The following is a 12,867-nucleotide window of genomic DNA, read 5'->3' as shown; positions in this document are numbered from 1 at the left end:
TCAACGCCGTCATCCAGCGCGAGGTGCGCGCCAAGGTGGAGGTCGACGACGAATGGCTGCAGCGCACCTATCGCGAGCGCCAGGAGGAGTTCCGCGTTCCAGCCAAGGCCAAGGTGCAGGAGATCGTCATTCCGGCGGACAAGCTCTCCGGACAGAAGGCGCGCGAAGTTGCGGAGGTGATGCGAGTCGCGATCGCCGGCGGCGAGTCGATGGCCGACGTCGTAGCCCGGCTGGGCGGCGGTGACGCCACGGGGCCGGTCGATCTCGGTTGGGTCGAGGAGGGGGAGCTCGCGCCGGCGCTCGAGGCCGCGGTCGCCGGGCTCGTCGCCGGGGCCGTCTCCTCTCCCGTCGAGGCGCGCGGCGGGCTTCACCTGCTGCAGGTCCTCGAACGCTCCGAGAGCACGATCCGGCCGCTCGCCGAGGTCAAGGAGGAGCTCGCGGCCGAAGAGCAGAGCCGGCTCTTCCAGGAGAAGATGCGCACCTATCTCGCCGACCTCGAGGCGCGCGCCTACCTGCTGGAGAACACCCCTCCCGAGGCGGTGGGCTACCGCGAGGTGACGCGCGACGACGCCAACGACCCGCTGGCCGCCTTCGCCCCGAAGCGTGCGCCGGCCCCGGCGCCGGTGACCCCGCCGCCCGGTGCGCCGGGTTCGCCCGCCTCAGCGCCGCCGGAGCCGGGCTCGCCGCCGGAGTAGGCTCGACACCATGAGCCGTTCGCAAGCCGCGACCGAGGTCACGGGTCTTCTTCGGGCCTGGCGCGGCGGCGACGCCGTTGCCGGCGAGGAGCTGCTGCAGCGCATCTACGCCGAGCTCAAGAAGATCGCCTCGTCGCAGCTCAAGGGCGAACGCGCCGGGCATTCGCTGCAGTCGACGGATCTGGTGCACGAGGCGTACTTTCGCCTGCTGCAGCAGCAGGGCACCGACTGGCGCGATCGCGCCCACTTCTTCGGCCTCGCGGCGACCATGATGCGGCGCGTTCTGGTCGACCACGCCCGCGCCAGAAACGCCCGCAAGCGGGTGCGCGACGAGGGCGCGGCGCCGGTCACCATCCAGTCTCGGCGCGGCACCGAAGTCGAGCTGCTCGATCTCGACCGTGCGCTCACCCTTTTTGCCGAACGCTACCCGCGCCAGACGCGCGTCGTCGAGATGCGCTACTTCGTCGACATGGAGATCGAGGAGATCGCGAGCTGCCTCGAGACCTCCCCTGCTACCGTCAAGCGCGACTGGCAGTTCGCCCGCGCCTGGCTGCGCACCCGGCTCGCCGGCGGAACCGTCGAAACTCCCGGCTCTACCGGCTGAAAAGGCTCAGGGCACCGCGGCCGACCAGTCGAAGATGTCGCCAAGACGGTCGAAGCCGTCCGCGAAAGTGGAGCTGTAGAGGACGAGCTCGGCGCCGGCGCCGGGGATACCGCCTACCGCGCGTTGCTGATGACCGATCGCGAGATCTTCGTGGCCGTTGCCGTCGAAGTCGCCGGTCGCGAAAACGGAGCCGAAGGACCCGCTCTCCGGGGTGCTCGGTGCGGCGCCGAAGTCCCATCCGAAGAGACCCACCTTGTACACCGGACCCAGCCCGGCCGTCGTGCCGCGCACGACCGAGACTCCGCCCTGGAAGGTGCTCATGCCGGGTGTTCCGATCACCAGAGTGGAGATGCCGAACGGCTCGCCCACGGCATCCCAGTGCGGATCGAACCTGAGAGCTGAGAGCGCATGACCGAAACGGTCGAAGTCGCGCGCGAACCCTGAGCCGTAGATCGCGGCCTGGCTCCACCACTCGTTCAGGCCGAAGTCGAACCCGGTGAACATCTGACCATAGAGCACGGTGACCATGCCGGTGTCGGTGCGAGCCCCGAGGTCCTCGTACGGGGCTCCGATCGCCAGATCGTCGGCGCCGTTGCCGTCGAAGTCCGCGGCGGCGAGAGACCAGCCGAAGAAGTCATCCAGCTCCGGGAGTGAACCCCAATCCGACTCTCTCAGGAACACGCTGCCTCCCGGCAGGACGTTCCACGGACTGCCATAGATGATCAGCACAGCGCCGACTCCGTCTTCCCCCGGCGCGCCGATCGCGAGGTCGTCGAAGTCGTAGACCTCGTTGCCGATCGACTGCGTGTCGCCATTGAAGTTGCCGACCGCGAGCGAGAAGCCGAATTGGTCACCCGTTTCGGGGCTGTCGGGGATTCCCGCTACGTCCTGATTGATCAGGTGGAAGTTGAGGGGACTCTGCGTCGGAAGCAGTCCGCCGCTGTTGCCCTCGATGACCACCACCGCCCCGACGTCGTCGAATATCCCCTGGTTGCTCCAGACCATGCACTGAGGCATGCCGGCAGCCAGGTCATCGAAGGAGTCGGCATTGAAGTCACCCGCCGCCAGGACGCTTCCGAAGCGGCAATTCTCGAGCGCCCCGCCCGGATACCAGAACCGGTGCCCCGCCAGGACCGGAATCCCTCCGGGGCTGCCGTAGAAGACGTGGACCTTGCCGTAGTTGAGGACATGGTTGCCCGGCTCGCCGACCGCGAGATCGTCGAAGCCGTCGCCGTTGAAATCTCCCGCGGCCAGGGCGAAGCCGAAATTGTCGTCCGGCGCGACATCCTCGGTGTCCCTCAAGACGGTATCCGCGAGTCCGGTTTCGAGCCCGAAGCCCGGGATTCCGTAGCGAACGATCGCCAGCCCGACGTTGTTCATCTCGAAGCCGGCCTGGCCGTTGTCGTACGGGATGCCGGTCGCGAGGTCGTCGGCACCGTCGCCGTTGAAGTCGCCGGTGGCGAGCGCCGCTCCGAAGTTGTCGAAGGCCTCGGGAACATAGAACAACAGGTCCTCGTTCTCGAAGTACTGGGAACGGACTGAGGAGAGGCCGACCCAGCCCGGGCCCTGGGCGAAACCGGTCGAGGGGGCGAGCAGTGCCAGGGTTGGGAGAGCGAGTGCCAGGAGGCCGTTCGGAACGAGACGCGGCACGGCAGACAGAATCTCGATTCGCATGCCCACTACGCGTACGCCGGCCGCTCCGCGGCTCATCGCCTCGCGAAAAGGGCGCCACTTCGAAGCGGTCACGGGTTCCACTCCGACCAGAACCCGCCGTTGCCGGCGGCGAAGCCGTCGGCGAACAGGGCACCGTAGAGCACGCTCTCGTAGCCAACGTCCTCCAGGCCGCCGACGGTGCGGAAGGGAATCCCGATGGCGAGATCGGAGTGGCCGTTGCCGTCGAAGTCGCCCGTTGCCAGCGCCCGGCCCATATCTGAGTGGTCCTGAATACCGGGCGGAACTCCGTTGATCCCCGCTGCCAGGAATCGGAAGCGATCGTAGAGGCCGCCGAGGGCGCCCATGAGGATGGTCACGCCTCCCCGGTTGATGCCGCCGACATCTTCTCCAGGCTGGCCCACGGCGAGGTCGGCGCGGCCATCGCCGTCGAAATCTCCGCTGGCGAGTGCAAAACCGAACTTGTCGCCCGCCTGGTCGTAGGTCGTCGAGCCGAAGATCCCACTCTGTCGCAGGTGCTCGGTGCGCGCGTGATCGAACCAGGTTCCCGACGCCGTGCCGTAGAGCACGGAGATCTCACCGGCGTCGGTGTTCGCGCCCCCGGCGCCCAGGTCCTCGAACGGCGCGCCGATGACGAGGTCGTCGACGGGCCGTCCGAAGTTCAGGTCGCCGTCGAAGTTGCCCACCGCGAGAGCACTGCCGAAGCGATCGCCCACCTCACTCGGGCCGCCGCCGACGAGCTCGCCCTGCAACCAGATTGCGTTGTTCGCGAAGACCAGACTGGACGCGCTCCCCAGGACCACTTGCACCGCGCCCGTGGCTTCCTCTCCGGGCACGCCGATCGCCAGGTCGTCGAAGCCGTCGCCATTGAAGTCGCCCGTTGCCACAGCGAAGCCGAAGTCGTCATCGATCTCTGGCCAGTCATGGATGCCCTCGCTGTCTTGCGAGACGAAGAGTACGTCCTCGGGCACCAGCCCGCCGAAGTGGCCATGCAGAACCCACACGGTGCCGGAGGGCCAAACGAATCCGTCGAGGAAGACCCCGTGATCCCCAGGGACTCCGATCGCCAGGTCGTCATAGAAATCGGCGTTGAAGTTGCCGACCGCCAATGCTTCTCCCAGTCGGTCGCCGGGGTGGCTGTAGAAGGTGTGGTGCTTCAGGTGATGCTCGCCTACAAGCTGAATGCCGTCGACGTGGCCATAGTGAATTTCGACCGCGCCGGTGTTCTCGTACTGCTCGGTTCCCGAATCCCACTGGCGATCGCCAGGGACGCCGATGGCGAGATCATCGATGCCGTCGCCGTTGAAGTCGCCGGCGGCCAGCGCATAGCCGAATCGATCGTCCACTTCGGGTGGATTCAGGCTCCCGGCCGCGAACTGCGAGAGGAAGGTGTCGGCCAGCCCTCCGGCCAGCCCGTTCCCCACGACGCCGTAGCGGATGACGACCGCGCCACAGTCGGTGAGCCCGCTCCCGCCGAGCCCGTCATCGAAAGGCAGGCCAGTGGCGAGATCCTCCGCGCCGTCGCCGTTGAAATCGCCGCTGGCGAGCGCCCAGCCGAAGCGGTCGCCCGCTTCCGGCGTGTAGAAGATCAGATCTTCGTTCTGGAACCCCTGGGCGCGGACGCTGGAGAGTCCGATCGCGGCCTGGGCGTCGAGAGCGGCGGTCGCGAGAATCGTGAGGAGCAGGGCCGCTCCCAGGGTTCGAAGGGTGCGCTGCACGCGGGCAGATCGAAGGGTTCTCATGTCCACTACGCGTTAGGCGTCGCTCTCGCGGCTCATCTCGTCGTAAAGTGGCGCATTCCATGAGCGAGGATCTTCCCGAGCTCTTTGCGCGCGCTCTCGAGCTCGACGATGCCGGGCGGCGGGCGCTCGTCGACGAGGTCGGCGGCCGCGATCGCGGGCTGGCGGCAGAGCTCGCGCACCTCCTCGCGAGCTCCGGCGAGACCGGATCGCCGCTCGATCGCGCTCCGTGGCGACCCGACAACGACCTCGAAGCCCTCGACCCGCCACTTCCCGAGCGCGTCGGCCCCTATCGCATCGTGCGCGAGCTCGGGCGCGGTGGCATGGGACGGGTCTTTCTCGCCGAGGAGGAGACCGAGGATTTCAGACGGGCCGTCGCGCTCAAGATCATCGACCGGCCGGTGTTCGACGACGACGCGGTGCGCCGCTTCCGCGACGAGGTGCGCATTCTCAGCTCGCTCGAGCACCCCGGAATCGCGCGCTTCCTCGCCGGAGGCCGGACTTCGGACGGCACCTGGTTCCTGGCTCTCGAGCTCGTCGAGGGCGAGGATCTCATCACCTACGCGCGGACGCGGGACCTTCCGGTGCGCGCGCGCATCGAGCTCTTCGTCGCCGCCCTCGAAGCGGTTCAGTTCGCTCATGAACGCGGCGTCATCCATCGCGACCTGAAGCCGGGCCATCTGCTCGTCGACCGCGAAGGGCGGCCGCGACTGCTCGATTTCGGCATCTCCAAGCTGATCGACCCCGAGACCCAGGCGAGCCTCGCCGAAACCCGCACGGAGTCGCGCGTGCTGACCCCGGGCTACGCCAGTCCCGAGCAGTTTCGCGGCGATCCGCTCACTCCGGCAGCCGACGTCTATGCGCTCGGCGTCGTGCTCTATGAGCTCCTCGCCGGCCGCCGTCCGTTCGGCGACAAGCAGACGCCGCGCGCGGCGCTCGAGCGCGACGTACTGGAACGCGACCCGTTGCCGCCTTCGACGGCAGCCCGCCGCGCGACTTCGGAAACGGACCCGGGCGCCGCGCTCTCCGGCTCGAAGCGCTTCCGATTGGGCGAGCTCACCCGGGATCTGGATGCGGTCTGCCTGAAGGCGCTCCGCAAGTCGCCGCTCGAACGCTACGCGAACGCCGGCGAGCTCGCCGAGGACCTCCGACGCTATTGCCGGGGCTTTCCCGTCGCTGCCCGGCGTGGCGGCCTGCGCTATCGCACGACGCGATTCGTTCTCCGCCATCGCTTGGGGCTCGCCACCGCTGCGGCACTGGTCTGCGCGGTGGCGATCGCCGTCGGCGGCTATTGGCAAGGCGGGCGCGCGCCGGCTCCACCGGCGCCTCGCCCTTTTCCGTTCTCCGGCGCCGCCGCACTGCCGCTCGACGAGCTGCGGCGCGAGTTCGCCGCCGCGCCGGCGAGCGTCGAAGCCGGAGCTATCCTGGCGCTCGCGTTGGGGGACAACGATCGCGCCCCCGAGGCCCAGCTCATCCTCGCGAGGCTCCGGCAGATTCCCGGCCGCGAGAACGATCCCCTCATCGACTACGTGGACGCCTCGATTGCCATGGACCTGGACGAGCCGCAGCGGGCACTGGTGCTCTTCACCCGCGCCCGGGACGAGGCCGTACGAACCGGCCGAGGCGAGCTCATCGGACAGATTCTCGCCTCTCGCGGTCGCCTGCTCTCGACCCTCGGCGAACGCGACGAGGCGCGGTCCGAGATGGCGCGCGCACGACAGGCCTTCGAACGGGTGGGCGACCACGCCTCGCTGTCCCGAGTCCTGAACGACATCGCCATCGAGCACCTGCAACAGGGAGAGCTGGCGAAGGGCGAGGAGCTTCTGACATTGGCGGTAGCCGAAGGGCGAGCCGCTGGCAATTTTCCCGGAGTGATGCTCGCCAATCTGGGAGTGCTCGCGAGCGATCGCGGGCGACCCGACGTGGCCGAGAAGCTCTTTCGCGAGATCCTGGCGGAGAGGCGGAGCTCCGGCGCCTCTGGCCGCAGGTTGGGCGAGGCGCTCTTCTTTCTGTCGGAGATGATCCGCGAGCAGGGTGGCGGGCCCGAGCGCGCGCCGCTCCTCGACGAGGCGGTCGTCGAGCTGCGTCGACCCGGCGGCGAGGCTGTGCTGCGCCAGGCCCTCTTTCTGCGTGGCGCGGCGGACGTGGAACGAGCTCAGTTCGAGCGCCTGGAAGGCACGATTGCAGAGCTCGACGCGGCGGCGGCCAAGGGCGGCGGCAAGACGAGCCTCGGATTCGCGCACACGTTGCGCGGAAGCGCCGCCGGCGCCCGAGGGGAGCTCGAGGAAGCCCGGAGGGCCTTCGAAATCGGCCGCCGCCTGTTCGTCGAGAATGGCGATCTCGACTACGCCGGGATGCTCGATGGCGCTCAGTCGAGAATCGAGGATCGGCACGGGAACTCGAAGCTGGCGCTGCAGATTCTGGAGGCCGCACAGGCGCGCCTGGGCGGCGGCGAAGGTGGGACCGCGGGGTTTCTCGCCTCAGCCCTGCGAGCTCAAGTGGCCGCGGAATCGGGCCGCGCAGGCGAAGCCGCCCAGGGCCTCGCGACGCTCGGAGAACTCTCTGCGAGCTCACCCAGTCTCGCGCGCCGCCTGGGATACCTCTCGGCTCGTGCCGCCGTTGCGCATGCCGAAGGGCGCCAGACTGCCGCGCGGACGGATCTCCTCGCCGCAATCGCGGCGGCGGCCGACGCAGGTTGGAAGCTCGATGAGCTCGATCTGAGGCTCGACCTCGCGACGCTCGATCTGGCGACCGGAGATCCTCAAGACGCGACGTCGTCGGCGAGGTCGGTTCTCGCCGAGGCCGAGGGCCTGGGTCTCGCGGGCCTCGCTGCGCGCGCGCGTTCCGTCGCGAACACGACTTCGCGAGCGCGCTCGAATTGAAGCCGTAAAGTTCTCGATCGCCCGAACACCAGCAATTCCGCCGTGATTACGCCTCGCAGCCTCGAGCGAGGGTGTCGAAATGGTGTGGACAAAAATGGACAAAAGTGGAACTCTCTTGTACATTGCTGGAGCATTCCTTCAGTTCACCGAGGCGGGAGATGGTTCGCGGAAGCACGGTAGCCACGATCGACGACAAAGGGCGTCTGAAAGTCCCCACGGACTTCAGGCGGGACCTGGAAGACCGCTTCGGCGCTGAGTTCTTCATCACGTCGGTGGCGGGGGATCACGCCCTGGTCTATCCGCTGCCGGTCTGGGAGGAGATCGAGTCGCGACTCGCCGCCCTCCCCGCGACCGACCGCGTCAAGGAGCGCTATCTCGAACGCGTCAGCTACTACGGTCAGCAGTCCCGGCTCGACGGGCAGGGAAGACTGCTGGTACCGACGATCCTGCGCTCCTCGGCGACGATGAGCGGCGAAGTCGTGGTCTCGGCGCGCATCGACCACCTCGTGGTCTGGAACCGCGAGCGCTTCGAGAAGCGTCTCTCCGAACATCCCTTCACCGACGAGGACTTCCAGCTGCTCTCGGAGCGGGGAATCTGAGCGCCCATGCTCCCGAATCGCCCGCGGCGCGACATCAGCCCGTGCTCCTCGAAGAGACTCTCCACTGGCTCGCTCCCGAGCGCGGCGGTCTCTTCGTCGACTGCACCCTCGGGCTCGGCGGGCACGCGCACGCGCTGCTCTCCCGCTTCCCCGAGACGCGTCTTCTCGGCATCGATCGCGATCCGAGGGCTCTCGCCCTGGCCCGGGAACGCCTGGCGGAGTTCGGCGGACGCGCACACTGCATCGAGGGCAACTTCCGCGATCTCGAGGGGCTGTGGGGCGAGTGGAGCGGAATGTCGGGAGCCGCGCCGCCACTTCGAGGCATCTACGCCGACCTCGGGATGTCGTCGCTGCAGCTCGACGACCCGGAGCGCGGCTTCAGTTTTCAACGTGAAGGACCGCTCGACATGCGGATGGGGACTGAAGGTCCCACCGCCGCCGAGCTCGTGAACTTTGCTACGGAGGAGAACTTGGAAGAGATCTTTCGAGAGTTCGGAGAAGAGCCCGAGGCGCGCCGTGTCGCGCGCGCGGTGGTCGCGGAACGTCGCGTCGGCCCGATCGACACGACCGTTGCGCTCGCAAGTGTGGTCCGCCGCGCCAAGCGCGGCGGGCGCAGCGGCGGTGAGCGCATCGATCCGGCGACGCGGGTCTTCCAGGCGCTACGCCTGGCTGTGAACGAAGAGCTCCAGGCGGCCGAAGAGCTTCTCGATCAGGCCGTCCGCCTGCTCGATCGCGACGGCCGGCTCGTGATCATCTCCTTCCACAGCCTCGAGGACCGGATCGTCAAGAACCGGTTTCGCAACATGGCGCGCGGCGAGGTCGACCAGACGACCGGACGGACCCACTCCGAGACCCGGGTTCTCGAGGTCCTGACCAGGAAGCCGGTTCGCCCGACAGAGGCCGAAGTTCAGTTCAACCCGCGCAGCCGTTCGGCGCGACTGCGCGCAGCGCGGAGGCTGTGACGGATTGCGCAACGCCTACACGGTCCACCGGCCGGTCGTCAACGCGTATCTCGTCAGGGAACGCGATCGCCGCAGGCTGCGTGAACTGGCGCTCGTGCTGCTCGCGGTCTTTCCGCTGGCCCTGGGTCTCATGGTCTACACCTGGCTGCAGCTCGAGTCGCTGCGCGTCGGCTACCGGATCGAGACGCTGGAACGTCGGACTCATCAACTCAAGCAGGTCGAACGTCAGCTGCGTCTCGAGTCGGCCTATCTCGCCAACCCGGAGCGGCTCGCGACGCGCGCCAGGGATGAGCTCGGCCTCGAGGCGCCGCGCCTCGAGCAGGTGATCTTCCGCGAGGAGATGGAGTGAAGAGCCGTCTCTTCTGTGTGCTCGCCCTGCTCACGCTGTGGATCGGAGCGATCGCCGCTCGGCTCTATCACCTTCAGGTGAACCGTCACGACGAGTTCGCCCGTCGTGCCGAGCGCCAGCAGCAGCGTGTCATCGAGCTCGATCCGCCGCGCGGCACGATCTACGACGCGCGCGGCCGTGAGCTCGCGGTCTCGGTCGAGGTCGAATCGGCGTTCGCGGTGCCGCGCGAGGTGCGCGACCCGCGCGGAGCGGCGGTGAAGCTGGCGCGGGCGCTCGAGGTCGACGGCGCGAAGCTCGAGCGGTTGCTCGGCGCCGATCGCGAGTTCGTCTGGGTGGCTCGCAAGCTCGACCCGCCACAGGCGCGGCGCGTGAAGGAGCTCGGCCTGCCCGGGATCTACTTCCTCGAGGAGTCCAAGCGCTACTACCCGCTGCGCGAAGTCGGGGCGCAGACGCTGGGCTACGTCGGCACCGACAATCATGGCCTGGCAGGGCTCGAGGCGATGTACGACAAGGTGGTGGCGGGCAAGCCGGGCCGGCGCACGGTGCTGCGCGACGCCCGGCAGGGCATGGCCGTGCCGGCGAATCTGCCGTCGGCGGCGCCGGTGCCGGGCAACGACCTGCACCTCACGATCGACGCCGCCCTGCAGCAGATCGCGGAGCGCGAGCTGGCGAAGGCGACGGCGCGCTATCGCGCCCAGAGCGGCAGCGTGGTGCTGCTCGAGCCAGCGACGGGCGCGGTGCTGGCGCTCGCCTCCTGGCCGACCTTCGATCCCAACCGCTTCGCGACCGCCACCGACGAGCAGCGACGCAACCGCCCGGTGAGCGACGCCTACGAGCCCGGCTCGACCTTCAAGATGGTGACGGCGGCGGCGGCCCTCGAAGAGGGGCTGATCGACCCCGAGGAGACGCTCGACTGCGAGATGGGCGGCATCACCCTGGCGGGCGTCCGCATCTCCGACCACAAGGCGTTCGGCACACTCACCTTCCGCGACGTCATCGCCAAGTCTTCGAACGTCGGCACGATCAAGACCTCGCTCCGGCTCTCGAACGCGACCTTCTACGACGCCATCCGCGCCTTCGGCTTCGGACGCACCTCGGGCCTGGATCTTCCGGGCGAGAGCCCGGGCCTTCTGATGCCGGTCGCGCGCTGGCCGGCGCTCGCCAAGGCCTACATCTCCTTCGGGCAGGGTATCTCGATCACTCCGCTCCAGCTCGCGCTCGCCTTCGGCGCGGTCGCCAACGGGGGACGCCTGCTCGAGCCCTACCTGGTGCGGCAGTCGGGGAGCGGCCCTCTCGCCCGGCTCCACCACCCGCAGCCGGTGGAGCGGGGTCGTCCGGTATCGCCGCGCACGCTCGCCGTGGTGGCCGATCTCCTCGCCGGGGTAACGCTCGAGGGCGGCACCGGCAAGGCCGCCGTCGTGCCCGGCTATCCGGTGGCCGGAAAGACCGGTACGGCCCAGAAGGCAGAGCCCGGCAAGGGCTACCTCGCGAACGAGTTCGTCGCCAGTTTCGCCGGCTACGCACCGACGCAGCATCCGGCGATCGTCGCGGTCGTTGTCATCGACGATCCGCGTCCGGTCTATCACGGCGGCGAAGTGGCGGCGCCGGTCTTCGCGGCGATCGCGCAGGAGGCGCTGCTCTACTTGAACGTTCCGCCGCAGCGCGAGCGGCCCGAGCGCTGGCCGGGCGAGCCCCCGCCGCCCTCGGAAGAGGAGTCAACCTCTCCGGATTCTCCGACCCCTCCGGACACTCCGGAGAATCCACTCGCCCAGCCCAGCCCGGAGGAGGGCATCGTGACCGCCGCGCTCGAGGTTGGGGAGCCGGTTCCGGCGAGCCTGCCCGAAGGATCGCTCCCGGACCTCGCCGGCATGACTGCGCGCCAGGCGCTCGCGGCCACCGCCGACCTCCGCCTCTATCCGATCCTGCGCGGCGCCGGTGTGGTCCAGCGGCAGGAGCCGCCGCCGGGCTCGCCGATGCCGCCGCCCGGCACCCGGGTGGAGCTCTATCTGGCAAGCGGAGCGGGCGGATGAGGCTGTCCGCCCTCCTCCAGGATCTCGGCGTCACCGGAGACCTCGGGTCCGACCCCGAGGTCTTCGGCGTTCGTCACGACTCGCGCACGGTCGAGCCGGGAGAGCTCTTCGTCACCTGGAGCGGGGCGAAGTTCGACGGCCGGCTGTTCGCCGGCCAGGCACTCGAGCGCGGCGCGGTGGCGGTGCTCGCCGACCGCCCGCGCCCGGCCGAGACGCCGGCGGGGATCCCCTGGCTCACCGTTGCCGAACCTCGCGCCCTGCTCGGCGACCTCGCCGCGCCGCTCTACGGCCACCCCGATCGCGACCTGACGCTCATCGGCGTCACCGGCACGAACGGCAAGTCGACGGTCGTCGAGCTCTGCGCGGCGATTCTCGAGGCGGCGGGCCGGCCCTGCGGGCGGATCGGCACCCTGGGGTACCACTTCGCGGGCGACGACCTCGGCGGGGGGGCTGCGGGCGCGGGCGCCGGGGCGAGCGTGCGCACGAGCCCCGAAGCCTCCGATCTCTTCCGCCTGCTCGCCGCGATGCGCGCCCGTGGCGCGCGCGCGGTGGCGATGGAGGTCTCGTCCCATGCCCTGGTCCAGGGTCGCGTCAAGGGGGCGCGCTTCGACGTCGCGCTGTTCACCAACCTGACCCGCGATCACCTCGATTTTCACGGCGACCTGGCGAGCTACTTCTCGGCCAAGCGCAGTCTCTTCACGGCTCTGAAGCCCGAGGGGCAGGGCGTGGCGAATCTCGACGACGCCTACGGCCGGCGGCTCGCCGGCGAGCTCGGCCTCGTGCATACCTTCGGCTCCACGGGCTCGGGCGCCGCGGTGCGCCCCGCCGGCGTCGACCTCGACGGCGAAGGACTCCGCGGCGCGCTCGCCACGCCGCGCGGCCAGATGCGCCTGCGCTCGCCGCTCCTCGGCCGCTACAACCTCTCGAACCTGCTGGCGGCGGTGGCCGGAGCGGAGGCGCTGGGGCTGCCGTTCGAAGCGATGTCGCGCGGCATCGAAGCGACACGGCCGCTCGCCGGACGCATGGAGGCGGTGCGAGCCGGTCAGCCGTTCCTGGCCGTGGTCGACTACGCCCATACCGACGCCGCGCTCGAGGCGGCCATCCGCTCGCTGCGCGAGCTCACCGGAACGAAGGTCGCCGTGGTCTTCGGCTGCGGTGGCGACCGCGACACGGGCAAGCGCCCATTGATGGGCAAGATCGCGGGCGACCTCGCAGACCTTCCGATCGCGACCTCCGACAATCCGCGCAGCGAGGATCCGCTGGCGATTCTCGCCGCGGTCGAGCAGGGTCTCAAGGCGAGCACCAACCGCAACTACCGCATCGTGCCCGACCGCCG

10 protein-coding genes are annotated in these 12,867 nt (G+C 69.2%); 8 read left to right on the top strand and 2 right to left on the bottom strand.

The window, feature by feature from the left end; all coding sequences use genetic code 11:
- Both KBI44_19510 and KBI44_19505 read left to right on the top strand, forming a co-directional pair.
- A partial coding sequence (locus KBI44_19510) for a peptidyl-prolyl cis-trans isomerase (protein ID MBP9146670.1) occupies window positions 1-695 on the top strand: 695 nt, incomplete at its 5' end.
- Window positions 696-705: 10 nt separating this feature from the next.
- Window positions 706-1,299: a sigma-70 family RNA polymerase sigma factor gene (locus tag KBI44_19505; GenBank protein MBP9146669.1), complete on the top strand. Its 594-nt coding sequence runs from the start codon at window positions 706-708 to the stop codon at window positions 1,297-1,299.
- Between the two features lie 6 nt (window positions 1,300-1,305).
- Here KBI44_19505 and KBI44_19500 read toward each other — a convergent pair whose 3' ends face one another.
- Window positions 1,306-2,973, bottom strand: a complete 1,668-nt coding sequence (locus KBI44_19500) for an FG-GAP repeat protein (GenBank protein MBP9146668.1) — start codon at window positions 2,971-2,973, stop codon at window positions 1,306-1,308.
- A 68-nt stretch (window positions 2,974-3,041) separates the two neighbouring features.
- A complete protein-coding gene (locus KBI44_19495) occupies window positions 3,042-4,712 on the bottom strand; it encodes an FG-GAP repeat protein (GenBank protein MBP9146667.1) in 1,671 nt (556 codons plus the stop codon).
- Window positions 4,713-4,771: 59 nt separating this feature from the next.
- Here KBI44_19495 and KBI44_19490 point away from each other — a divergent pair, with 59 nt between their 5' ends.
- The 6 genes from KBI44_19490 to KBI44_19465 form a co-directional block, all read left to right on the top strand.
- Window positions 4,772-7,591 carry a serine/threonine protein kinase gene (locus KBI44_19490; GenBank protein MBP9146666.1) on the top strand — a complete coding sequence of 940 codons (2,820 nt, stop codon included), beginning with the start codon at window positions 4,772-4,774 and terminating at the stop codon, window positions 7,589-7,591.
- A gap of 158 nt (window positions 7,592-7,749) precedes the next feature.
- On the top strand, window positions 7,750-8,190 hold the full coding sequence (locus KBI44_19485) for a division/cell wall cluster transcriptional repressor MraZ (protein ID MBP9146665.1): 441 nt from the start codon (window positions 7,750-7,752) through the stop codon (window positions 8,188-8,190).
- Window positions 8,187-9,152 carry a 16S rRNA (cytosine(1402)-N(4))-methyltransferase RsmH gene (gene rsmH / locus KBI44_19480; GenBank protein ID MBP9146664.1) on the top strand — a complete coding sequence of 322 codons (966 nt, stop codon included), beginning with the start codon at window positions 8,187-8,189 and terminating at the stop codon, window positions 9,150-9,152. Before KBI44_19485 ends, rsmH begins: the two co-directional genes overlap by 4 nt.
- A gap of 4 nt (window positions 9,153-9,156) precedes the next feature.
- A complete protein-coding gene (locus tag KBI44_19475) occupies window positions 9,157-9,501 on the top strand; it encodes a cell division protein FtsL (GenBank protein MBP9146663.1) in 345 nt (114 codons plus the stop codon).
- Window positions 9,498-11,531: a penicillin-binding protein 2 gene (locus tag KBI44_19470; protein ID MBP9146662.1), complete on the top strand. Its 2,034-nt coding sequence runs from the start codon at window positions 9,498-9,500 to the stop codon at window positions 11,529-11,531. Before KBI44_19475 ends, KBI44_19470 begins: the two co-directional genes overlap by 4 nt.
- A partial coding sequence (locus KBI44_19465; GenBank protein ID MBP9146661.1) for a UDP-N-acetylmuramoyl-L-alanyl-D-glutamate--2,6-diaminopimelate ligase occupies window positions 11,528-12,867 on the top strand: 1,340 nt, incomplete at its 3' end. The genes KBI44_19470 and KBI44_19465, both read left to right, overlap by 4 nt.

This window comes from Thermoanaerobaculia bacterium (genome assembly GCA_018057705.1).
Lineage (GTDB): Bacteria > Acidobacteriota > Thermoanaerobaculia > Multivoradales > JAGPDF01 > JAGPDF01.
Note: the sequence above shows the minus strand (reverse complement) of the source record. Positions and strands in the feature narration are given on the sequence as shown.